The 23,003-nt window shown below is 40.8% G+C and carries 18 protein-coding genes, 2 tRNA genes and 1 pseudogene; 10 read left to right on the top strand and 11 right to left on the bottom strand.

Annotated elements, in window-relative coordinates:
• Positions 1-215 precede the first annotated feature (215 nt).
• Positions 216-2,513 (bottom strand): transcription termination factor Rho, encoded by a 2,298-nt coding sequence (gene rho / locus NQ505_RS23745; protein WP_008999884.1) that lies wholly within the window; start codon positions 2,511-2,513, stop codon positions 216-218.
• A gap of 237 nt (positions 2,514-2,750) precedes the next feature.
• Here rho and NQ505_RS23740 point away from each other — a divergent pair, with 237 nt between their 5' ends.
• Positions 2,751-3,587 (top strand): 4Fe-4S binding protein, encoded by an 837-nt coding sequence (locus NQ505_RS23740; RefSeq protein ID WP_032853685.1) that lies wholly within the window; start codon positions 2,751-2,753, stop codon positions 3,585-3,587.
• Here NQ505_RS23740 and tilS read toward each other — a convergent pair.
• Entirely contained in the window at positions 3,572-4,852 is a 1,281-nt protein-coding gene (gene tilS / locus NQ505_RS23735) for a tRNA lysidine(34) synthetase TilS (RefSeq protein WP_008999886.1), read from the bottom strand. The two genes, NQ505_RS23740 and tilS, sit on opposite strands and share 16 nt — an antisense overlap.
• A gap of 145 nt (positions 4,853-4,997) precedes the next feature.
• Between tilS and feoB the strand changes: the two genes are divergently transcribed.
• The 6 genes and pseudogenes from feoB to NQ505_RS23705 all read left to right on the top strand — a co-directional run bounded on the left by feoB (position 4,998) and on the right by NQ505_RS23705 (position 12,837).
• Complete coding sequence (gene feoB, locus NQ505_RS23730) at positions 4,998-7,484, top strand: ferrous iron transport protein B (RefSeq protein WP_004311369.1); 2,487 nt, start codon at positions 4,998-5,000, stop codon at positions 7,482-7,484.
• Positions 7,481-7,696, top strand: a complete 216-nt coding sequence (locus tag NQ505_RS23725) for a hypothetical protein (protein ID WP_004300786.1) — start codon at positions 7,481-7,483, stop codon at positions 7,694-7,696. The genes feoB and NQ505_RS23725 overlap by 4 nt, the downstream gene beginning before the upstream one ends.
• A 51-nt stretch (positions 7,697-7,747) precedes the next feature.
• A tRNA-Cys gene (locus NQ505_RS23720) sits at positions 7,748-7,819 on the top strand.
• A gap of 220 nt (positions 7,820-8,039) precedes the next feature.
• Positions 8,040-8,693: a hypothetical protein gene (locus tag NQ505_RS23715; protein WP_004300785.1), complete on the top strand. Its 654-nt coding sequence runs from the start codon at positions 8,040-8,042 to the stop codon at positions 8,691-8,693.
• Positions 8,694-8,893: 200 nt separating this feature from the next.
• Positions 8,894-11,917: a PAS domain-containing protein gene (locus tag NQ505_RS23710; RefSeq protein WP_008999887.1), complete on the top strand. Its 3,024-nt coding sequence runs from the start codon at positions 8,894-8,896 to the stop codon at positions 11,915-11,917.
• Positions 11,918-11,957: 40 nt separating this feature from the next.
• Positions 11,958-12,837 (top strand): annotated as a pseudogene (locus NQ505_RS23705) (DMT family transporter).
• A 59-nt stretch (positions 12,838-12,896) separates the two neighbouring features.
• Here the strand turns inward: NQ505_RS23705 and NQ505_RS23700 are convergent.
• Positions 12,897-12,970, bottom strand: a tRNA-Thr gene (locus NQ505_RS23700).
• A gap of 94 nt (positions 12,971-13,064) precedes the next feature.
• Between NQ505_RS23700 and NQ505_RS23695 the strand changes: the two genes are divergently transcribed.
• Positions 13,065-13,667: a TlpA family protein disulfide reductase gene (locus tag NQ505_RS23695; protein ID WP_004300781.1), complete on the top strand. Its 603-nt coding sequence runs from the start codon at positions 13,065-13,067 to the stop codon at positions 13,665-13,667.
• A gap of 144 nt (positions 13,668-13,811) precedes the next feature.
• Here NQ505_RS23695 and NQ505_RS23690 read toward each other — a convergent pair whose 3' ends face one another.
• Positions 13,812-14,543, bottom strand: a complete 732-nt coding sequence (locus tag NQ505_RS23690; RefSeq protein WP_004326523.1) for a class I SAM-dependent methyltransferase — start codon at positions 14,541-14,543, stop codon at positions 13,812-13,814.
• Positions 14,544-14,638: 95 nt separating this feature from the next.
• On the opposite strand from NQ505_RS23690, the gene NQ505_RS23685 reads away from it, so the two are divergent.
• Positions 14,639-14,824, top strand: coding sequence for a hypothetical protein (locus NQ505_RS23685; RefSeq protein WP_004300779.1), 186 nt, complete (start codon positions 14,639-14,641; stop codon positions 14,822-14,824).
• A 218-nt stretch (positions 14,825-15,042) separates the two neighbouring features.
• On the opposite strand, the gene NQ505_RS23680 is transcribed toward NQ505_RS23685, so the two are convergent.
• The 6 genes from NQ505_RS23680 to NQ505_RS23655 form a co-directional block, all read right to left on the bottom strand.
• The gene (locus NQ505_RS23680; RefSeq protein WP_004304308.1) at positions 15,043-15,420 is read right to left on the bottom strand and encodes a VOC family protein; all 378 of its coding nucleotides are present in this window, start codon (positions 15,418-15,420) and stop codon (positions 15,043-15,045) included.
• Between the two features lie 14 nt (positions 15,421-15,434).
• Positions 15,435-16,580, bottom strand: coding sequence for a DUF4468 domain-containing protein (locus NQ505_RS23675; protein WP_008999888.1), 1,146 nt, complete (start codon positions 16,578-16,580; stop codon positions 15,435-15,437).
• 13 nt (positions 16,581-16,593) lie between these two features.
• A complete protein-coding gene (locus NQ505_RS23670) occupies positions 16,594-17,325 on the bottom strand; it encodes an MBL fold metallo-hydrolase (RefSeq protein ID WP_008999889.1) in 732 nt (243 codons plus the stop codon).
• A 67-nt stretch (positions 17,326-17,392) separates the two neighbouring features.
• On the bottom strand, positions 17,393-18,040 hold the full coding sequence (pdxH, locus tag NQ505_RS23665) for a pyridoxamine 5'-phosphate oxidase (protein WP_004300774.1): 648 nt from the start codon (positions 18,038-18,040) through the stop codon (positions 17,393-17,395).
• Between the two features lie 43 nt (positions 18,041-18,083).
• Complete coding sequence (locus NQ505_RS23660; protein WP_004300773.1) at positions 18,084-18,788, bottom strand: pirin family protein; 705 nt, start codon at positions 18,786-18,788, stop codon at positions 18,084-18,086.
• 63 nt (positions 18,789-18,851) lie between these two features.
• Positions 18,852-19,853 (bottom strand): 2-hydroxyacid dehydrogenase, encoded by a 1,002-nt coding sequence (locus tag NQ505_RS23655; RefSeq protein WP_004304300.1) that lies wholly within the window; start codon positions 19,851-19,853, stop codon positions 18,852-18,854.
• A 208-nt stretch (positions 19,854-20,061) separates the two neighbouring features.
• Between NQ505_RS23655 and NQ505_RS23650 the strand changes: the two genes are divergently transcribed.
• Entirely contained in the window at positions 20,062-21,507 is a 1,446-nt protein-coding gene (locus NQ505_RS23650; RefSeq protein ID WP_008648779.1) for an OmpP1/FadL family transporter, read from the top strand.
• 83 nt (positions 21,508-21,590) lie between these two features.
• Here the strand turns inward: NQ505_RS23650 and NQ505_RS23645 are convergent, their stop codons facing one another.
• Positions 21,591-22,880, bottom strand: coding sequence for a DcaP family trimeric outer membrane transporter (locus NQ505_RS23645; RefSeq protein ID WP_004321443.1), 1,290 nt, complete (start codon positions 22,878-22,880; stop codon positions 21,591-21,593).
• Positions 22,881-23,003: the final 123 nt, after the last annotated feature.

Below are 23,003 nucleotides of genomic sequence, written 5' to 3'. Positions count from 1 at the left end.
GAGGTAGTAGTTTTGGACGCAAATGAAAGTATTTTGTACAAAAATGAAAGGTGTGGCAAGCGGTTAGGGGTAACTATCGGTGATGGGAGTTGAATGATAAGTGATAAACGGCAGGTGATAAGTCATAAAATGGGTTACCGAAAAAGAAAACGGTGAATAAACTGCACTTGTTATGGCGCAGTTTGTTCACCGTTCATTTATAAGTTTGCTGTTGATTAGCTGTTCATGCTCATCAGGAATTCGTCGTTGTCTCTGGTTTTTTCCAGACGGTCTTTAACAAAGTCCATTGCTTCGATCGGATTCATGTCGGCAAGATATTTGCGTAATATCCACATGCGGTCAAGGGTTGTTTTATCAAGCAACAGGTCGTCGCGACGAGTGCTGGATGCGGTAATGTTGACCGCCGGGAAGATACGTTTGTTGGACAGGTTACGGTCGAGCTGTAACTCCATATTACCTGTACCTTTGAATTCTTCGAAGATAACTTCGTCCATTTTAGAACCGGTATCAATCAATGCGGTAGCAATAATGGTCAGTGAACCACCGTTTTCAATATTACGGGCAGCACCGAAGAAGCGTTTAGGTTTATGAAGTGCATTTGCGTCCACACCACCGGAAAGGACTTTGCCGGATGCAGGAGATACTGTATTGTATGCACGAGCCAGACGGGTGATAGAATCAAGGAAGATAACTACGTCGTGACCACATTCTACCAGACGTTTTGCCTTTTCCAATACGATACCTGCAATTTTTACGTGGCGTTCTGCCGGTTCGTCGAAAGTAGAAGCAATTACTTCTGCATTAACGCTGCGCGCCATGTCTGTTACTTCTTCCGGGCGTTCGTCAATCAGCAGCATAATCATGTAAACTTCCGGGTGGTTGGCTGCGATAGCGTTTGCGATATCTTTCATTAAGATGGTCTTACCTGTCTTTGGCTGGGCAACGATCAATGCACGCTGGCCTTTACCGATAGGAGCGAAAAGATCGACGACACGGGCAGACATAGAGTCTGAATAACCGCCTTTGCAAAGTTTAAACTTTTCATCCGGGAAGAGAGGTGTCAGATGTTCGAAAGGAACACGGTCGCGAACGAAAGCTGCATCACGTCCGTTGATCTTCGAAACCTTTACCAATGGGAAATATTTTTCTCCTTCTTTGGGTGGACGGATAACTCCTTCTACTACATCACCGGTTTTCAGACCAAATAGTTTGATTTGAGACTGTGATACGTAAATATCGTCCGGAGAAGAAAGGTAGTTATAGTCGGAAGAACGGAGGAATCCGTATCCATCCTGCATAATTTCCAGAACACCTACTCCGTTGAGAATATCGTCGAATTCATAAGGCTTTTCGCGTTCAATAACCTTACGTTCCTGCTGCTGTTGTACCGGAAGATTTTCACCCGCATTGTTCTGCTGAGCGGCACGTGGCATCGGTAAGCGTTGTTGGTTCTGGTTCTGATTCTGATTTTGATTTGGGTTCTGAACCTGATTCTGGTTATTGTTGTTACGCTGGAAATTATTATTGGCGTTATTGCCATTATTTCCATTGTTGTTAGCATTGTTATTACCGTTGTTATTGTCGCGTGAGCGAACAATACGCGGACGTTGCTGCTGGGACTGCTGCTGTTGAGATTGTTGTTGCTGTTGAGGATGAGATGGCTGTTCCGGTGCTGTCTGTGCTGATTCTGTTTTAGTAGCTTCGAATTTTCCGAATAATTCGGTAGGAAGCTCTATTTTTTCAGAAGGCAGATCTTCGATTGGAATAAAATCATCGTCGTCAACGCTGGATAAGATATTACTTTCCTCGTCGATAACGGGTGTAGCTTTCTTTTGTGGTTTATCTATTACCTTTTTCTCTACAACAGGTTTGTTAGGTTCAGTAGCCGGTTTATTTGTTTCTGCAACAGGTTTATTTGCTTCTGCAGCTGGTTTGTTTTTTGCTTTCTTCTCAGCTGTTTGCTGTTGTACCGGAGCTGGCTTTTCCGTAGCACCAGTAGCTTTCTCTGCAACAACAGGTTTAGGTTCCACTACTTTGGGTGCTGCCGGTTTTGCATTTTCTACTTCTTTTTTCTCTTCTGCATCAGAGCTCTTACGAGGACGGCCTACTTTACGCTTGGGAGTAGCAGTGTTTTCCGCTTTAGCTTCTACAACAACAGTTTCTTTTTCTTTGTTTGTACTTTCTTCTTTCTTGGAAGGTTGTGGTGCAGCTTTTACAGGAGCGGTCTCTTTTGTCTTGTTAGCCTCTTCACTCTTTGTTGCGGAAACCACTTTGTCTTCTTTTTTGGTAGGAGCTACCCGTGAACGCTTTTTCTTTTGTTCTTCATTTTTGCGTTCTTCTTTTAGCTTATCTGCGGCAACTTTCTTTGTAGCTCCTACAATGGCCTGTTCATCGAGTATTTTATAAACAAGGTCTTCTTTTTTGTATGAGTCTGCTTTTTTTATGCCTAACTCTTTGGCAATAACTTGAAGTTCCGACAGATTTTTGTCGTTTAATTGGATAATGTTATACATATAGTATGGTAAGTTATTAATATTTCTTTTTTTTGCTGAATTATGGACAGCATTACTACAGCTCATGGCTACAGATATGCGAGCATACGTTTTGTTTTTTATTCTGAATTAGGGATGTATATGTTGAATCGTAGAATGTTTCAACGGGGCAAAGATAATAATTTTTTTTGGTTTCATGAACAATCAAACATTTTTTTCCACGTAAAAGTGTATCTTTGCTACATAAAAGAAAATAGTATGACAGTAAATGAAGCTCATTTAATTTATTTTTCGCCTACACACACATCTAAACAAGTTGCGGAGGCGATTGTTCACGGGACGGGCATAAAAAATATTTTTCCTATTAATGTGACGCAGCAGATTGCGGATGAAATTGTGATTCCTACATCTTCTTTGGCTATTATTGTAGTGCCTGTGTATGGAGGACATGTCGCTCCTTTGGCAATGGAACGTTTACAGTATATCCGTGGAGTGGATACTTCTACCGTTTTGGTAGTGGTTTACGGAAATCGCGCTTATGAAAAAGCTTTAATGGAATTGGATGCTTTTGCTATTCCTCATGGATTTAAAGTAATTGCCGGGGCAACTTTTATTGGAGAACATTCATATAGTACCGACAAATACCCGATTGCAGTGGGACGTCCAGATGAATCGGATTTAGCTTTTGCTGCGGAGTTTGGGAAGAAAATCATGGAAAAAATACAGACAGCTGATAGTATGGATACCCTTTATCCGGTGGATGTACGTGCTATCAAACGTCCGAGTCAGCCATTCTTTCCTTTGTTCCGTTTTTTGAGGAAAGTCATCAAGTTACGTAAAAGTGGTACACCGCTTCCCCGCGTTCCTTGGGTGGAAGATGAGGATTTGTGTACCCATTGCGGGTTATGTGTGGTCCGTTGTCCGGCAGGGGCTATAACGAAAGGGGATGAGCTACATACGGATGAGGCTAAATGTATCAAATGTTGCGCTTGTGTAAAAGCTTGCGTTAGGAAAGCAAGGGTGTATGAAACTCCTTTTGCAGCTTTGTTATCAGATTGTTTCAAGAAACAGAAGTTGCCTCAGACTATTTTGTAAATCACGACGCGCTTAGTCGTTTCATCAATACGAAAGCGGTTGTCTGTTCGTTCGCCTATCAGCCATGCGATGTGTTCTCCACAGCAGAGTACCCATTGGCGTTCTTTTTGGCTGATAGAAAATTTACGGTCGGTCAGATAATCGCTTATTTTTTTCTTTCCTTTCATTCCAAAAGGAATAAAAGTGTCTCCCGGCTGCCATTTCCGGTAATGAATTTCTCCATTCAGTTTGTCGGCATCAAAACAGGCAATTTCCTTTTCACGTGGAATGAGAAAATCCGGGGTGTATTCTTTTTCTTCTTTGATAATTTGAAAAGGAGGAAGAGTCTCATTTTCAGATTCAGCTGTTTCTATTAATAGGAATTCTCTGTCTTTTATCACTCTCCATTCTTTGCTACAGAATTGCTTGCCCGGTTGGCTATGAAGCGAATGGGTGATATCTTTGATTTGTGCGGAATTGAATCCTAGAGGATGCAGGACTTCGAATAAGATGGCTTCGGGTGCCGGTTCCTTTACTAAATCACTGATTCGGATACCTTCTGCTGTAATGATTTTCTTTTTAGTTTCCTCTATACATTTATTATATATAGTGGCTACATCATTCAGATAATTACTCGTATCTATCAGAGTGTTTTTGACTGACGGATTAATTTCCTGCATGAGGGGAAGGAGGTTGAGTCGGATTTTATTACGGGTATATTCGTCTTCCAGATTGGTGCTGTCTGTCACATAATCTTGTCCGATGTTTTGCAGGTAACGAATTATCTCTTCCCGGTTGATACAAAGCAGAGGGCGTACGATGGTTCCATTACGGGGGCGGATTCCTAACAGACCGGTAATTCCTGTTCCCCGAATCAGGTTAAGTAGTATAGTTTCTATGCTATCATCCTGGTGATGGGCCACAGCGACAACATCTGCCTGACATTCTTTTCTAATTTTCTCGAACCATTGGTAGCGGAGTTCCCGTGCGGCCATTTCAATCGAAATATGTTTTTCCGTTGCATATTGGGTCGTGTTGAAATCAATGGTATGTAAATGGATTTCCATTCTTTCGCAAAGTTGGCGGACAAATAACTCGTCCCGGTCTGACTCTTTGCCTCGCAGGTGGAAATTACAATGTGCGGCTTCGCAATGATAGCCTGCTGTATGCAGAATATATAGTAATGCCACCGAGTCGGCACCACCACTCAATGCGACCAGGATTTTATCATCCGGTGAGAATAAATGTTCCTTTTCTATATATTTTGTAACGCGTTGTTGTATCATACCTGCAAAGATACGAGTTTATCAATAAGTTTTTTTATTTTTTCTGAATCTTTTAGAGGATGAAAAAAACTGTTATTTAAAAACATTCTAAATAATTTGCATGCTCCGAAGTTATGAATTATCTTTGCCAAAAATTTTGAGAGTTATGCGTTTGTCCGAATTAAAAACAGGAGAAAAAGGTGTTATTGTAAAGGTATTGGGGCACGGTGGTTTTCGTAAACGTATTGTGGAGATGGGCTTCATTAAAGGTAAAACGGTTGAAGTGCTGTTGAATGCTCCGCTAAAAGATCCCATAAAATATAAAGTTTTAGGTTATGAAATTTCTCTTCGTCGTCAGGAAGCTGAAATGATCGAAGTTATCAGCGAAGAGGAAGCAAAGAAACTGGCCGAGAAGACCGTTTATCATGAAGGATTGCCTGAAGACCTTTCAGTAAAAGAAGAAGATATGAAACGGTTGGCGTTAGGTAAACGCCGTACCATTAATGTTGCTTTGGTCGGAAACCCGAACAGTGGCAAGACTTCTTTATTTAATCTTGCATCCGGTGCTCATGAGCATGTTGGAAACTACAGCGGCGTAACCGTGGATGCCAAAGAAGGTTATTTTGATTTCGAAGGCTATCATTTCCGTATTGTCGATTTGCCGGGAACTTATTCTTTGTCTGCTTATACGCCGGAAGAAATCTATGTGCGTCGTCATATTATCGATGAAACTCCGGACGTGATTATTAATGTAGTCGATTCCTCTAATCTGGAGCGAAACTTATATCTGACTACTCAATTGATAGATATGAATGTCCGCATGGTGGTAGCTCTGAATATTTATGATGAGTTGGAAGCCAGTGGAAATACATTGGATTATCATCTGTTGAGTAAGTTGTTCGGGGTGCCGATGTTGCCTACTGTCAGTAAGAAAAATCGTGGATTGGATACCTTGTTTCATGTTGTTATCAATCTGTATGAAGGAGTAGACTTCTTTGATAAACAGGGAAATATGAATCCGGAAGTTCTTAAGGATTTGACCGAATGGCATGATTCTCTGGAAGATCGTAAGAACCACGAGGAAGAGCATTTGGAAGATTATGTACGTGAACATAAAAAGACGGGGCGTGTCTTCCGGCATATTCATATCAATCATGGTCCTGATATCGAAAAAGCGATTGAAGCTGTAAAAAGTGAAGTGTCCAAAAACGAATTTATCCGTCATAAATATTCTACCCGTTTCCTATCCATTAAATTGTTGGAGAATGATCCTGACATTGAGCGCATTGTGCGGACATTACCAAATGCGGATGAGATATTCCATGTCCGTGATAAGATGTCGAAGCGTGTTCAGGACACAATGAATGAGGATTGTGAATCGGCTATTACGGATGCTAAATATGGATTTATCAGTGGTGCACTGAAGGAGACATTCACAGATAATCACTTGGAGCAGGCGCAGACAACAAAAGTGCTGGATTCGATCGTAACTCACCGTGTCTGGGGATTTCCTATTTTCTTCCTTTTTATGTATCTGATGTTTGAGGGTACGTTTGTCATTGGAGAATATCCGATGATGGGGATTGAATGGCTTGTCGAGCAGATTGGTGACTTGTTACGCAATAATATGGCGGAAGGTCCATTTAAAGATTTGCTGATTGATGGAATTATTGGTGGGGTAGGAGCGGTTATTGTCTTTTTGCCGAATATCTTGATTTTGTATTTCTGCATTTCTCTTATGGAAGATTCGGGTTATATGGCTCGTGCAGCTTTTATCATGGATAAAATCATGCATAAAATGGGATTGCACGGAAAATCATTCATTCCTTTGATTATGGGATTTGGATGCAATGTACCTGCTATTATAGCTTCCCGTACTATTGAGAACCGGAAGAGCCGTCTTATTACAATGTTGGTAAATCCTTTGATGTCTTGCAGTGCGCGTCTGCCAATTTATTTATTGTTGGTGGGTGCTTTCTTCCCGAACAATGCAAGTCTGGTGTTGTTAAGTATTTATGTGATTGGTATTGTACTGGCTGTGGTAATGGCCCGCTTGTTTAGCAAGTTTCTGGTGAAGGGTGATGATACTCCATTTGTGATGGAACTTCCACCTTACCGGATGCCGACAGCAAAATCGATCTTCCGTCACACATGGGAAAAGGGAGCGCAGTATTTGAAAAAGATGGGAGGCATTATTATGATTGCTTCTATTATAATCTGGTTCTTGGGGTATTATCCGAATCATGATGCTTATGAAACAGTTGCCGAGCAGCAGGAAAATTCTTATATCGGCCAGTTGGGACGTGGTATAGAGCCAGTTATAAAACCACTGGGATTTGATTGGAAACTAGGTATTGGCTTGCTTTCCGGTGTGGGAGCGAAAGAATTGGTAGTAAGTACATTAGGTGTCTTATATGCAGATGATCCGGATGCTGATTCAGTAAGTTTGGCAGAACGAATTCCGATTACTCCATTGGTTGCTTTCTGTTATATGTTGTTTGTATTGATTTACTTCCCGTGTATTGCGGCGATAGCGGCTATAAAACAGGAATCGGGTAGTTGGAAATGGGCGCTTTTTGCTGCTTGTTACACAACGGGATTGGCTTGGCTTGTATCATTTGCTGTTTATCAGATTGGAGGATTGTTTGTATGAATAATTGGCAAGATTGGGTAGTCGGAGTACTGGTTGTACTCTGCATTGCCCGCGTCATATATGGAATATTTCGTTTTTTTCGTCGTACGCGAGAAAATCAGAATCCTTGTGACAGCTGTGTAAGTGGCTGTGAACTAAAGGATATGATGGATAAGAAACGCGGAGAGTGCGATGTAAAGAAAAAAAGTACAAAGAAAAATTGCTGCGGATAGTTGGTAGTTTCAAAATTTGTACTACCTTTGCAACCGCAAACGAGAAATAATGGTTCCTTGGATGAGTGGCTTAGTCAGCGGTCTGCAAAACCGTGTACGGCGGTTCGAATCCGCCAGGAACCTCAAGTAACACTTTGAATTCCTTGAAAGTCAAGTACTTTCAAGGAATTTCTTTTTGGGGGGACCATTCTGGGGACCAATTAGGTAGTATATTATGGATATACCGTTACTGCATGCGCTAATCCTTTTTATTTTAGGTTTTTCCCTACTGACAATTATGGAATTCACTTATTAATTCTGATTTTCCTGCGTTACTTTTGTTCTAAACCAAAAGAAAAACGCCATGAAAAAGATTTTATTTATCCTGTTTGTTGCCCAGTTTATTTTGGCTCCTTATATAATAAAGGGCTATGGTGCAAATCTTGTTGAAGATAATTATGAGTATTCGGGAGTTGACCAAGGGAGAGAGACTGTTGAAAAGGATATTTTAGGTAATATCATTATCCGTGATGATAATGGTAATAGAAAGACTATTGAAAAGGATATCTTAGGGAATATCATCATTCGTGATGATAAAGGCAATAGAAAGACTATTGAAAAGGATATTTTGGGGAACATCATTATCCGTGATGATAGAGGCAATAGAACGACTATCGAAGAGGATATTTTAGGAAATTTCATTGTTCGTGATGATAAAGGTAATAGAAAGACTATTGAAGAAGATATTCTAGGAAATACCATTATCCGGGACGATAAGGGTAATAGAAAAACTATAGAGAAAGATATTCTGGGAAATACTATTATTCGCGATGACAAAGGTAATAGAAAGACGATTACAAAAGATATCTTTGGGAATACTATTATCGAGGATGATAAGGGGAATAGAACAACTATTAAAAAAGATATTTTTGGAAACGAAATAATTGAATATGGTAACGGTCATGGGAAAATTATTAAAAAGGATATTTTTGGAAATACAGTCATTGAGGAGTATTAAAATGTACTTTTTAAAATGATAATATATGGGATGTCATTTGAGATAGGGGTTATTCACAATATCGTGGATAGCCCCTTATTGTATGTTATAACCTGGCAATAATATGTTCGCTATAAAATCATATTATAATCGTAAAAGTGTATATATTTGCATAGTGCGGAGATAAAATATTTATTTCTAAGTTATTCAAGGATAAAGAAATGGAACACAAACAATTACTAACTGTATTTAATTCACTTCCTGTTGGAATAGGTTTCTTCACAGCCGATGGCACTCTGGTAAGATGCAATGAAAGCTTCTGCCGAATTTTTGGCGCTGACTCGCAAACGCTTCTTGGTAATAAACTCAACATAAATGAAAATTCTGTGGTTCCTGACGTGGTGAAGGAAGCAGTTCGTCGTTGTGTTCCGGTACAGATGAGTTTTTTGTATGATTTCGATAAACAGAGAACCGATAAACGTTTTTTCTCTACGCGTACCCGGACCTGCTATTTGAAATGTAATGGTAATCCTCTTTATGATAATGATGGCAAGTTTGTTAATTACATTTTTATCTTTGAAGATATTACAGAAACGGTGAAAAGTGAAGAGGTACTCCGTCAAAGTCGCCGGAAAACGGAGCTTGCTATGAAGGCAGCCAACATCATGTTTTGGGAATTTGATGCAGTGCCCAAATTATTTTATAGTGATAATGAACCGCTGAATGGATACGATCAGTCTAAGCCAGTTAGTATGGCACTATATCTGGAGACTTTGCATCCGGATGACCGTAGTCAGGTTACTGAAGTAATGGAAAGAATGAGCAATGGGGAAGATTTTTCTTTTTCTTTTGATAGCAGGGTTATGTTACCGGATAGCTCAACCTGGCAATTTTGTACGATAAGCGGTGCTCCTTATGAATTTGATTCTAATAAGAAGGTATTGAAATATGTTGGTACCCGAAAGAATAATACGGAGGTGCAGAAAAAGGAGCAGTTCTTCTATAATATATTAAATAATCTTCCGTTATCTGTTCATATCAAAGATGTAGAGAATGATTTCCGCTATGTTTTTTGCAATGAAGAGAGTAAGCTCATGTTTGGTACCAGCGAAGATAAAACTACTTATGATGTGCTGAGTGAAGAAGAAGTAGAGCGTATTCAGAAGACTGATTTAGAGGTATACAATACTGGGAACCCTTATTTCGGCATGGAACGTATTATACTGAAGGATGGACGCAGCTATGATACTATTGTTCGCAAAAGTATAATTGAAGATGATGGCAAACGCTTTCTGTTAAATACCCGCTGGGATCAGAGTTTACAAAATGAACTGAAGCGTCGTGCACAGCTGTTAACTGTCACTATGGAAGCGATGAATGCCTTCACCTGGTTTTTTGAGCCGGCTAAGAACAGGGTGAGTTTCGGTGAAGGTTTTGATAAAAATGGGAAGAAGGCATCAGAAATTAATTCGGTCGAGAAATATCTGACTCTCGTACATCCTGATGACCGACAAAAGTTTGCTGAAACTTTGCAAAAGGCGGTAGAACTAGGAAGCGGTGTATGGGATGTGGAATATCGCATTGACTTTAAAGGAGATGGCATGTATCAATGGTGGGAAACGCGTGGCCTTGTTGAAACCACAACTTTGAACGATGCTCCTTATAAGTATTTGTTCGGTATGACGCAAAATATCGATTCCTATAAGCAGACTGAATTGACCTTACTAAAGAATAAAGAAATACAGGACGCTTTGGTACGACAGAATGAACTGGTTCTTAACAATACGAATTCAGGGTTGGCCTACATCACGAAGGAATATATGGTTCAATGGGAAAATATTTCGTTATGTTCAAAAAGTCTTTCTTTTGAAGCCTACAAAAAAGGTGAACTTTGCTATAAAAGTACATATAATCGTACTTCTCCCTGTGAAAATTGTGTGATGCAACGTGCTTTTGTTTCATTACAGACGGAACAGATGAAGTTTTCGTTGGACAGTGCGCATACCGTTGAAGTGTTTGCCACTCCCGTAGTTCTTGAAGATGGATCTGTGGATGGTGTTGTAATTCGCGTGGATGATGTAACGGAGCGTGAAAAAATGATTAAGGAATTGCAGGAAGCCAAACATCAGGCAGAGCAGTCTGATAAATTGAAATCTGCGTTCCTGGCGAATATGAGTCATGAAATCCGTACTCCCTTGAATGCTATTGTAGGTTTTTCGGAGTTGATGGCTTATGCCGGAGAAGAAGAAAAGGCGGACTATATCCAGATTATTAATAGTAATAATGAGTTATTGCTAAAACTGATAAATGATATACTTGATTTATCCAAGCTGGAAGCCGGTTCGGTAGAACTGAAATACGAACCGTTCGACTTATCCGAACATTTTGAAAACATGTTTACTTCCATGAAGCAGCGCCTGAAGAATCCGGATATCGTGTTAACTGAAATCAATCCTTATCACTGTTGTCAGGTAACTCTGGACCGTAATCGCGTGGCACAAATTATAACGAATTATGTCACTAATGCTATCAAATATACTTCAAAAGGTTCTATTAAAATGGGATATGCATGTAAGGATGGAGGCGTCTATTTTTATGTGAAAGATACCGGTATTGGTATAGCTGATGATAAAAAAGGAAAAGTATTCCAGCGTTTTGAGAAACTTGATGAGTTTGCCCAAGGTACCGGACTTGGACTTTCTATTTGCAAGGCAATTGCAGAAGCTATGGGAGGTAAAGTCGGCTTTGAATCGGTACACAATGAAGGATCGCTGTTTTGGGCATTTTTACCTTGTGAAGTCGATACACTTTCTATGGTAGAAGAGAAGAAAGAAGAGAATATCTCCGGAGGAGAGTTTGGTGCGAATGACGAAGTGATGGAGAAGAGTGCCGGTCGGAAAACAATTCTCATAGCTGAAGATATACAAAGTAATTATCAGCTGGTGTCTACTATCCTGAAGGATCATTATGATTTACTGCATGCGGAGAATGGGCAAAAGGCAGTGGAAATAGCGCGTAGCCAACATGTCGATTTGTTGTTGATGGATATGAAAATGCCTGTACTGGATGGATTGAAGGCTACAGCTGAAATACGTAAGTTTAATGCTAGCTTACCTATCGTCGCACTTACCGCCCATGCTTTCGATTCTGACCGGATTGCTGCAATAAAGGTCGGCTGTAATGAATATCTGGTTAAGCCGCTTGAAAAAATGAAATTAATGGTGGCATTAAAGAAATATTTATAATCTTTGCATTGTGAATATCTGGAATTAGTTGAATATATCGATGAATCGTATTAAAGGTATACTTTATGCGGCGGTATCCTCCTCCACTTTTGGGCTGGCTCCGTTTTTTTCTATAACTCTGTTGTTAGCTGGTTTTTCGGCTTTCGAGGTGCTTTCTTATCGTTGGGGAGTGGCTGCTATTGTATTGACACTGTTTGGATGGTGTTCGGGATGTAATTTCCGGCTGGCAAAGAAAGATTTGTTAGTCGTTTTTTTTATTAAGTTTGTTGCGGGCAACCACCTCATTCAGTTTGCTCATTGCCTATCAGAATATAGCCACGGGGGTAGCATCGACTATTCATTTTATGTATCCGTTGGCTGTATCATTGGCAATGATGTTTTTCTTTCATGAAAAGAAATCTCTTTTGGTGATGCTTGCTGTTTTAATGTCTTTGTTTGGTGCTGCTTTACTGTCATCGGGAGAGTTGGAGGCGAAAAGTTGTGATACAATAGTAGGATTGGTGGCGGCTTGTATTTCTGTCTTTTCTTACGGAGGATACATCATTGGGGTTCGAACAACACGAGCCGCTCAAATCAATTCCACTGTACTGACATGTTATGTTATGGGGATGGGAGCTGTTCTCTATCTGATAGGAGCTATGGCAACTTTCGGGCTTCATCTGGTGACAGACGGTTATATATGGCTGATTATTTTAGGACTTGCATTGCCGGCTACGGCTATTTCCAATATAACTTTGGTACGGGCAATTAAGTATGCGGGACCTACACTGACTTCTATTTTAGGTGCGATGGAACCACTGACAGCCGTTGTGATCGGTGTCTTTGTTTTTAAAGAACTGTTTACCCTGAATAGTGTTATTGGAATTCTTTTGATTTTGTTGGCTGTGGGTATGGTAGTATTTCGTAAGCAAAAATCTTAAAGAAGATATTAATAAAAAATGCTGCTTATCTGATGTGATAAACAGCATTCATTCTGGAGAGCCTCTTGTCGGATTCGAACCAACGACCCCGAGATTACAAATCACGTGCTCTGGCCAACTGAGCTAAAGAGGCGTTTTTCTTTTGCGGGTGCAAAGGTATGAATTTCTTTTAAAAATGCAAATACATCGCATACTTTTTTTATATTTGCAAAGTTACCAATGATTAGATGAAAATGAAAATTATGAATGTATGTAGTGTGGCGCTTTTAGCCATAGGTATATGGGCTTGTTCCGGACAGAAGAAAGGAACGGCGAATGTTGAAGTTGCAACAGATAGTGTAGAAGTAACTGCGGATGCAAAATCAGTTCAGGCAGATAGTACAGGATATATTGTTCGGGTAGGAGAGATGGCTCCGGATTTCACAATTACCTTGACAGATGGGAAGCAAGTGAGTTTATCTTCCCTTCGTGGTAAAGTTGTCATGTTGCAGTTCACTGCAAGCTGGTGTGGAGTTTGCCGTAAAGAAATGCCGTTTATCGAGAAGGATATTTGGTTGAAGCATAAAAATAATGCAGACTTTGCTCTGATTGGCATTGACCGTGACGAACCGCTTGACAAAGTACTGGCTTTTGCAAAATCTACCGGAGTCACTTATCCGTTAGGACTGGATCCGGGAGCTGATATCTTTGCGAAATATGCATTACGTGAATCCGGAATAACGAGAAACGTGTTGATTGATAAGGAAGGAAAAATTGTAAAGCTGACTCGTTTATATAATGAGGAAGAGTTTGCTTCTCTTGTGCAGGCAATTAATGAAATGCTGAAATAAAAGAGAACCTTCATCAGATGTTTCCAACGGAACATATATGAGTATATAAAAATAGTAACGCTATCCTGATGTGATGGCGTTACTATTTTGGTTATATAGTGACGCTATCCGGAGTACATACCGTCACTATATGATGATGCATTTTCAAGCAATGCTAAGTTTGACCAGGTAATCGTAATGCTTTCCTTCTTTTATCAATTCTGCCTTAAAACCACATTCGGAAGCATATAAGCTAAGAGTCTGGAAATCTACATATAACCAGTCGAATGTGTCTCCTTTTACATCTTTATATTGCATTTGGAAGTCGATCTCTCCGTAGTAATCTCCGGCCAGATCGATGACTATGCTACCGTCTTCCTCTTCAAAAAGATAACGCAAATCACTGGAATCCATAAATATGCATCCACCGGGGCGGAGAATACGTTTCATCCGTTGGAAAAATTCGGGCATATTATTCAGCCGTCCGATGATTCCGGAACCATTCATGAGCATTAGGATCGTATCGAATGTTTCGGAAAATGTTTCATCAAAAAGGTTGATGAGACGAGGATCGTTCACTCCACGTTGTTTCATTACTTCGACAGATAAAGGAGAAATATCAATGGCGCATACGTCTTTTCCCATTTCCTGAAGTGCGAGCGCATGGCAACCACTTCCGGCACCTACATCCAAAATCCGTCCAGTAGCCATTTGCAGGGCGGTGCGCTCTAGTACAGGCATAGACTGTATACGACGAAACAGTTCTTTGACGGGAATTTCATCTTCTTCGAATTGAGAAGAAAATACCCGCAAACGATCAGCTCTATGATGGTTGAAATAGTCAGAAATAGCGGCTCCCATCGGGTCCTTTTCTGCAGAAAGAATTGTTATTGCCATTGGTGGTTACGATTGTTAACTTTGCAAAGATAAATAAATCCGTAGAAAAGGGTTATCTTTGCCATCGGAAATGTTGAATACTAATAAATGATTATATGAGTATAGAAGAAGCAATCATGGGTGGCATCGTTTTTAAAGGTAAGAAAGATAAGCCCAAAGAAGAGGAAAAGGTGAAAACGAAAGCGAAAAAAGCGACGTATATTCGTGGACAACATGGTTCGGGTGCAGCGAAGATGAAAGCAGATATCCGGAAGAAAAGAGCTAGCCGACATAAAAAATAAAGGCTGTAGCAATAAACGGATCATCAATCCGGTTGCCTTTTAGTCATTGAGGAGTGGCTTTTTTCTGATTAAGCAACTGGCAAGGTGGTGTTTATTTTCGGATACATATTTATAGTATTTGTTGTTTTAGGTATATATACTATGTGTTTGATAGATCATATATTCTACATAAAAAGTGGGGGCAGGATAATTATCCTGCCCCCACTTTTTATATAAAATCACTTCTGTGGGAGTATTTCAATCCAGTAATCATCCGGGTCATTAATGAAATAAAGCCCCATGGCAGTGTTCTCAAAACATACACAATTCATTTCTTTGTGATAGGCCCTGATTGCATCGTAATCACCGGCTACACGAAAACATAGGTGACTTTCGTTTTCCCCCAGTTCGTATGGAGCAGTATGATCTTTGAGCCATGTCAATTCCAATAGGAAACCTGTTTCATTATCTGTCAGGTAAACTAGTGTGAATGAACCGTCGGATGCTTCTTTCCGATGATGTTCTTTTAAGCCGAGTGCTTTCTCATAAAAAGCGATACTCCGCTCCAGATTTGTAACGTTGATATTAAAATGGTCAAATTTACTTTTTATTTCCATTGTTGCAATTTTCCTTATTTTTTCATTAAGAGTTTCACAATTTCTCCAACATAGGTACGGGGTTGTCCGGCTTGCGGAGTTGTCTGTGAAGGCATTTTCTTACATTCGATAACAGCTGAAGGAGTTGTCTGGTTCGGGGCATACAATTTCAGTGTATAGCTGTCTGCCTTTTCTATTGCCTCATAAGGTTGGTCGGGTGAAAGTGTGCAATACGCAACAGCTTTTCCTGATTGATAACCTAATGCACCACCTGCATTTGCAGTCATATTGGTCATGTTGAACTCATCTTTTCCAATACTGATTACTAATTTACCACTTCCCATTAAGGCATATACTTCGCCCGGAATTTGTTTCAAATCAATTTCTGTATAACCCGGCATATCTGTGGAAGCTTTGCCTACTGGAGTAGCAGGAGTGAGAGTCGCAGCAGGAACTGTAGTTTGAACGGGTTCGGCGGTCGTCACTTTAATATCAGTCTTTTTATCTGTGCCACCAATGATAATCGGGCCTGCGGCTGCAACGATTGATGGAGTTTGTTGCTCTTCTTCTTTCTTCTTTTTCTCTGTCTTCGGACGAGTATCAGGTGCTCCGAAAGCTACTGCTACATCCATAAACATATCATCTGCGAAGTCTACAGTTTTTCTACGCCATTTAGCCAGGCCGCGCACTAATTTGGTCTTTGCTTTATTGAGCGCATATTTATCAGTAATCCATTCTTCCGCTTTGTATTTCTCTGTTTCGCGATAAGTGAAACGGATTTTCTCAAGCTCTACTAGGCAGTTGCCGGGTTTACAGGTAACGGTAATCTGATAGTTGACCAGTGTACGGTCTAATGACAGAGCACTGGAACTGAAAACAATCCATTCTTCTCCAACACCGGCAATTGTTCCCTTTGCTTCGTCAGAGAAAACAATGCGGCTATCAATATTTTTATTTTCTTTCAGACGTTCGTTCATCCACTTTGTCATTGTGTCGTAGATTTGTGCCTGACTCATTCCGGGAATCTGGAACTCTTTGGAAAATACTACTTTACCATCTACTTCAGGAACAGCTCCTACAAGGTACCTGGTGTCATCTTTCTTCTCTTTTGCAGAATCTGCCTTCATCGCCATCGGCAATGCAAGGAACAGGGTAAGAAACAGAATCGTAAATTTATTCATAATTATCATGTGTTTATTTGGTAATCTCAAAACTTTCGCCCCGATGGGTGATGCTGATAAAACGGCATCCGGCATTTTCAGCAAAACTACAAAGCGCATTCCCCCCCTCATAATCTTCACTGAAGTGCATGGGCACAAATATAGTAGTTTTTATTTGTTCGATGAACTGTTTTGCCCCTTTCATGTAATCTTTTCCCATTCTCCGATCCACCGGGAATAGTACTAAATCGATGTTTGGCGCTTTTTCTTTTAAATATTTAACTTCTGCAAGGAAATCACCATTGGCTTTTCGGATCTCTTCTTCAGTAGATTCCTCACTCCAATGCCAGTTGTTCAAGTCGCCGGCATGGAAAATACTCCAATCTTGCAGGTGAAGCAGGAACGAACTGCCGACATCCGTTGAGCCGAAAGCATCGATACGAATTGTCTCGTCTTCGTATGTTTCTCCTTTTTTAATATAGAAAGCATCTTCGGCTTTGGCACGATGGGATTTCAAGATATCTTTGGAGAAAATATATTGAATGTCGGGGCGTTGTTCTTTCCAGGTCAATATCTCACGGTTAAAGTGGTCGGGATGGAAATGGGTGGCCAATACATATAGTTTACCCGGCCTTTGCAGGAGATAATCATGTACGATTCCCCGGTTATGTTCCGTTTCGGAAGAATCTTTGTAGTAATCGATGATAACGGTTACACCTTCCATTTCGATGGCGAAACCGCTGTGATAAATATAATCCAGTGTCATAAGCTGACTATTTTATAATTGCAATATTACGTATTCTAGTTGGAGTTGCCAAGAAAAATCGACGAAATCAAGGAGCAAGACGACTGATTTTCCATTCCCCGTCCGGTTGCAGGGTATATAGAAAACGGTCATGCAGACGGTTGGGGCGTCCTTGCCAGAATTCAATCCTTGTAGGGGTAACGGCATATCCGCCCCAATTATCGGGCCTCTCCACTTCTTTTCCGATCCACCGGGCTGCCTCCCTGACAAAAGACCGTATTAATTGCATTCGGCTTGTTATAGGTTGACTTTGGGGAGAAATTCGTGCACCGACCCGACTTTTATAAGGACGTTTCCGGAAATATTCATCCGATTCTTCCGGAGGAACTTTCGTCGCTATTCCCTCTATATGTATTTGTCTTTCGAGGGCGTGCCACACAAAAGAGAGGGAGATATACGGATTTTGTGCCAATTGCCTGCCTTTACGGCTTTCATAATTGGTATAGAAGACAAATTTTCCATCATGGAGCCCTTTTAATAATACGGTACGCGTGGACGGTCTCCCTTCAGGGGATACGGTTCCTACAATGACAGCAGTTGGTTCATCCACCTCTGCGTCAATTGCTTCTTGTAGCCAACGGTTGAAAAGCGAAAGCGGGTCGCCCGGAAGTTCATTTTCCCGCAACCCGCCTTTCGTATATTCCTGTCGGATATCTGCTATGTTTAATTTCGCCATAAGATTATCTGGCAGTTTTAGTTCTTAATTTCTAATGATGGAATCACATAGGTACTTCTATTAATAGAATATGTGAATCTTTCAGTGTCTCCAGTTCGAAACTGTTGGTATCGTAAACACCCATACCGTCCCGGCGTTTCAACACTTCGCCATCTACTACAATTTCTCCTTCAATGAGGAAAATATAGACGCCTGCATGACTTTGATGCATGTGATAACCCAGTTTCTTTCCGGCTTCTACTTTACCGATTGAGAACCAGGTGTCTTGCAAAAGGGAAGCAGGTGTACTGCCGTCGGGAGATACGATGACTGCCAGTTCATTCGGACGTTCCAACTCTGTGATACTGAAATCCTGATAAACGGGACGGGTGTTCCGTTCTCTTGGCATAATCCAGATTTGCAGGAATTCTACCGGTTCTACAGGGCTTGCATTCACTTCACTGTGGAAGATTCCCGTTCCGGCACTCATTGTCTGAATTTCTCCAACAGTAATGATGCGGCTGTTCTTCTTGCTGTCTCCATGTTGCAGATGTCCTTTCAGAGGGATGGAGATGATTTCCATATTCTTATGCGGGTGAGTCTGAAAACCTTCTCCGGGTGCAACTTTGTCATCATTCAATACGCGAAGGGCACCAAAGTTGATACGATTGGAGTCGAAGTATTCGTCAAAACTAAAAGTATGGTAACTATCCAACCAATCGTACTGGGAATGTCCTCTTGTATCTGCTTTATGTATTACTTTTTTCATAAAATCTGTCCTTTCTCTTATTTGTTTATATGTTTTGTAAACAAAGAAAGGAGCTTAAAAGTTTTATTTCTTCACTTCATTTAGCAAAGGCTTATGATTGATAAAATCTTTTATGTTTTGCAGGGTGGTCGCCGCAATATTCTCCATCGCTTCATGTGTGAAAAAAGCTTGATGAGAAGTGACTATCACATTGTTGAATGAAAGTAAGCGGGCGAGTACATCATCGTCGATGATGCGGTCGGATTGATCTTCATAAAAGTATTCGCTTTCTTCCTCATATACGTCCAGTCCTGCGGAACCTATTTTCTTGTTCTTCAACCCTTCAATCAATGCATTGGTATGAATCAGCTGTCCACGGCCGGTATTGATAATCATAACTCCGTCTTTCATTTTGCTGATAGAGTAGTCGTTAATCAGATACTTGGTCGCTTCGGTGAGCGGGCAATGCAAAGAGATGATATCCGAATTGTGATATAGTTCGTCCAGTGAAGTATAAACTATTTGTTCTTCACGGGCGAAGTTATGGTCCGGATAGAGGTCGTAAGCCAATATGTTCATTCCAAACCCTTTTAAGATGTGAATCAGTATTTTCGCGATTTTTCCTGTACCGATGATGCCTGCTGTTTTTCCGTGCATATCGAATCCCATCAGACCGTGCAGGGAGAAATTACCATCTTTGGTACGCCAGGAAGCACGGGGAATTTTCCGGTTTAGCGATAGCATAAGAGCTACGGTGTACTCTGCAACGGCATAAGGAGAGTAGGCAGGAACCCGTACTACGGTAATTCCGGCAGCGGCGGCAGCATCTAAATCTACATTATTAAATCCGGCACAGCGTAGTGCCAATAGTTTTACTCCGTTGGCTGCCATCACACGGATTACTTCTGCGTCGGCAACGTCGTTCACAAAGATGCAGACAGCATCCACTCCTTGTGTCAGTAGTACGTTGTTCTTATTCAGATGCCCTTTGTAGTAGCGTATCTCAAATCCGAACTCTTTGTTTTTGTCATTGAAAGAGGACTCATCATAAGGCTTTGTGCCGAAAAATGCAATTGTATAGGCCATAATATTATTCTATAAATTATATAATATTAAACGTTGGAACAGGTGAATTTGTTTAATCAATCCATCATTCGAAAAATAGATTGTTTCATTAGAAACAGTTTGATTTTTCAATTAAAATGGCGGATAAATGAAAATAAGTGCACAAATATGTGCTCCCTGTGCAATATTGTTATATCTTTGCGCCGAAATAATTTTAAAAAAGATTTAGATGAGAAAAATTTCGTTGATTGGTCTTGCAATGTTGATCGTTTCAATTCCAACTTTTGCCGGAGATTATCTAACCAATACGAATCAGAATGCTGCTTTCTTACGCATGATAGCCCGCGGCGCTTCCATCGATGTTGATGGAGTTTATAGTAATCCTGCCGGACTGGCATTTCTTCCCAAAGATGGTCTTCAAGTAGCACTTACTATTCAAAGTGCATATCAGACCCGTGATATTGCTGCAACAAGTCCTTTATGGACCATGGATGGACAGACTACTGTGCGTAATTATGAAGGGACGGCTTCTGCTCCCGTTATTCCTTCCATACATGCTGTCTATAAAAAAGGTGATTGGGCGTTTTCCGGTAGCTTTGCCATTGTAGGTGGTGGTGGAAAAGCTTCTTTCAACACAGGATTGCCTATGTTTGATGCGGCTGCTATTAGTTTGGCAAATTCTGCGAGTGGAGGGATGCTGAAACCTAATATGTACAATATTAATTCGGCTATGGAAGGTCGTCAGTACATCTATGGTTTTCAGTTAGGAGCAAGTTATAAGATTAATGAACACTTCTCTGTTTTTGCTGGTGCGCGTATGAATTATTTTACTGGTGGATATAAGGGGCACTTAAATATTAGTCTGAAAGAGGGTGTGGCTCAACAGTTGGGTGCTGCTATAGTACAACAAATCATGGCTGCTAATCCTGGTATGAGTTTGGAACAAGCAACTCTGGCAGCTCAGGCACAATCGGGTCCTTTGCTTCAAAAACTGGATGATACAAAGATTGAGCTTGATTGTGACCAGACAGGTTGGGGATTGACGCCTATTATCGGTGTAGATGCTAAATTCGGAAAGTTGAATTTGGCAGCGAAGTACGAATTTAAGGCTAATATGAATATTGAAAATGATACGCATACGCGTGAGTTTCCGGATGCAGCTGCGGATTTTATGGCACCTTATGCGAATGGTGTGAACACGCCGAGCGACCTTCCTTCTATGCTTTCTGTAGCAGCAAGTTATGAATTTTTGCCATCGTTGAGAGCGTCGGTAGAATACCATTTCTTTGATGATAAGAATGCCGGTATGGCGGATGGCAAACAGAAGACACTGAAACATGGTACACACGAGTACTTGGCCGGTGTTGAATGGGATATCAATAAACTGTTCACAGTCAGTGGAGGTTATCAGAAAACAGACTACGGATTGAGCGATGCTTTTCAATCAGATACAAGTTTCTCTTGTGATTCTTATTCTGTAGGTTTCGGAGGTCGCATTAATTTCACACAGGCATTGAGCCTTGATGTTGCTTATTTTTGGACTACATACAGTGATTATACCAAAGAAAATCCACGACGGGGTGGTTTGCCTGAATCAATGGCATCATTAGTAGATAAAGACGTTTATAGCCGTACCAATAAAGTATTTGGCGTGAGCGTGAACTACAAGTTCTAAATTTCTAATCCTTTATATGTATAGAAAAGCCGTCTCGGACATGATGTTGAGACGGCTTTTTTGTTTTACTGTTCTATGTTTATTTAGAAAGAATACTGTACCAGCATATTCAACCGGTTAGCGTGACGAGTTGCGGAACTGAAATCAGTGCGCCATCCTCTTAAATATTCAACACCGACTTGCAGGTTACTGCTTACATTCCAGAAAGCATTAGCTACCAGGTATTGTCCTTTGCGATAGGATTCCGGATTTTCACTTGGATATCCGTTTTCAGAATAAAGTCTGGATAAACTATATGTACCGGATATAAAGATGCTCGGACAAAGGTTGTATTGCAACCCTGCATACCATCCCAGCATTGGGAGAACCTGCATTTTTCCCTCATTATCAGGATCGGGAACGATATCTACGTTCAGATTACTTAAATCGTTCAGGTAAGATCCGATACCTTTTCCATAATTAAACTGTCCGAATGCCTGTAATTTCTTCGTAATATTGAAAGTTGTAGATGCTTGCAGACCGAAGCCGGTGGCGGAATAGGCTTTCTCATGTACATTACTTGAGTAGGTCATACTACGGACAATGGCACCTAATTTAACGTGACTGCTACTATTCCAGTTATACTGTACGGAAGTGGCAAAGTCCGGCATTCGTTGGGTGTTGATAGACAAGTCATTGTTGGTTGTACCGTCTACTGAAGGCATTTCCATCGAAACACCGAATTTCCAGTTTTTCAACTTATCGCACATATAGCTCAATTGCGTAGTGCGGTAAAAGGCTGATCCGTTAGGACCTGCAAAGTCGATGGTAGGAGGCAGTGCGGAGAGGTCCATGAACGAACCGTAGCTGTATCCGATCGTGAAACCGAGGAATTGCGCATAAGCATTCTGCAATTCAAAGGTTTTTCCGTCACCCCGGAAGTTTCCGGCTGTGTAGACAACGAAGTCTCCCAGATGTTTCGTACGTCCTACCAGTTTGAGGAATAGGGTAGAAGTGGTGATGTCCATCTGGAATTGATTCTTGGCAAAATTGCCGCTTCCGCGTTGTGGAATCAATGCCGGATAGAAATCGACATCATTTACGATACCGTTAAAGTCATACTCTGCTGTTGCACGAACATATCCTCCGATACCCAGGGCAAATTTCCCTTTCTGGTCGGTTAGCAGGAAACGGGGAGCATTCGGGTCGTGGAAACGCATCTGCGAACGGTCGTTCATGATTCGGATGATTTCATCTCCTGCTTTGTTTTTCGAAACAAACATGATAGAATTCGGTTCTTCATCTTCGATGACTACCTTCTGTTGTGCATAGGCACAGAGGGGGAAAATTCCTATCCCCAGTAGCATAGCTACCATTTTAAAGCTTGTTTTCATTATCAGTTAAGTTTTAGGTGAATGCCCAATGAACAACTAAAAAAAGAAATGGTTGAGAGGGGCAAAGGAAAAATTGCCAAACTAATCGGAAGAATTGCTATTTATAATGATTCTAAAAAAACG

This window comes from Bacteroides sp. D2, assembly GCF_025147085.1.
Taxonomy (GTDB): Bacteria; Bacteroidota; Bacteroidia; order Bacteroidales; family Bacteroidaceae; genus Bacteroides.
Note: the sequence above shows the minus strand (reverse complement) of the source record. Positions and strands in the feature narration are given on the sequence as shown.

Bases quoted from the DNA above. Each gene is read 5' to 3' on its own strand.
- rho (WP_008999884.1), bottom strand. From the start codon at position 2,513: ATGTATAACATTATCCAATTAAACGACAAAAATCTGTCGGAACTTCAA.
- NQ505_RS23740 (WP_032853685.1), top strand. From the start codon at position 2,751: ATGACAGTAAATGAAGCTCATTTAATTTATTTTTCGCCTACACACACA.
- tilS (WP_008999886.1), bottom strand. From the start codon at position 4,852: ATGATACAACAACGCGTTACAAAATATATAGAAAAGGAACATTTATTC.
- feoB (WP_004311369.1), top strand. From the start codon at position 4,998: ATGCGTTTGTCCGAATTAAAAACAGGAGAAAAAGGTGTTATTGTAAAG.
- NQ505_RS23725 (WP_004300786.1), top strand. From the start codon at position 7,481: ATGAATAATTGGCAAGATTGGGTAGTCGGAGTACTGGTTGTACTCTGC.
- NQ505_RS23715 (WP_004300785.1), top strand. From the start codon at position 8,040: ATGAAAAAGATTTTATTTATCCTGTTTGTTGCCCAGTTTATTTTGGCT.
- NQ505_RS23710 (WP_008999887.1), top strand. From the start codon at position 8,894: ATGGAACACAAACAATTACTAACTGTATTTAATTCACTTCCTGTTGGA.
- NQ505_RS23695 (WP_004300781.1), top strand. From the start codon at position 13,065: ATGAAAATGAAAATTATGAATGTATGTAGTGTGGCGCTTTTAGCCATA.
- NQ505_RS23690 (WP_004326523.1), bottom strand. From the start codon at position 14,543: ATGGCAATAACAATTCTTTCTGCAGAAAAGGACCCGATGGGAGCCGCT.
- NQ505_RS23685 (WP_004300779.1), top strand. From the start codon at position 14,639: ATGAGTATAGAAGAAGCAATCATGGGTGGCATCGTTTTTAAAGGTAAG.
- NQ505_RS23680 (WP_004304308.1), bottom strand. From the start codon at position 15,420: ATGGAAATAAAAAGTAAATTTGACCATTTTAATATCAACGTTACAAAT.
- NQ505_RS23675 (WP_008999888.1), bottom strand. From the start codon at position 16,580: ATGAATAAATTTACGATTCTGTTTCTTACCCTGTTCCTTGCATTGCCG.
- NQ505_RS23670 (WP_008999889.1), bottom strand. From the start codon at position 17,325: ATGACACTGGATTATATTTATCACAGCGGTTTCGCCATCGAAATGGAA.
- pdxH (WP_004300774.1), bottom strand. From the start codon at position 18,040: ATGGCGAAATTAAACATAGCAGATATCCGACAGGAATATACGAAAGGC.
- NQ505_RS23660 (WP_004300773.1), bottom strand. From the start codon at position 18,788: ATGAAAAAAGTAATACATAAAGCAGATACAAGAGGACATTCCCAGTAC.
- NQ505_RS23655 (WP_004304300.1), bottom strand. From the start codon at position 19,853: ATGGCCTATACAATTGCATTTTTCGGCACAAAGCCTTATGATGAGTCC.
- NQ505_RS23650 (WP_008648779.1), top strand. From the start codon at position 20,062: ATGAGAAAAATTTCGTTGATTGGTCTTGCAATGTTGATCGTTTCAATT.
- NQ505_RS23645 (WP_004321443.1), bottom strand. From the start codon at position 22,880: ATGAAAACAAGCTTTAAAATGGTAGCTATGCTACTGGGGATAGGAATT.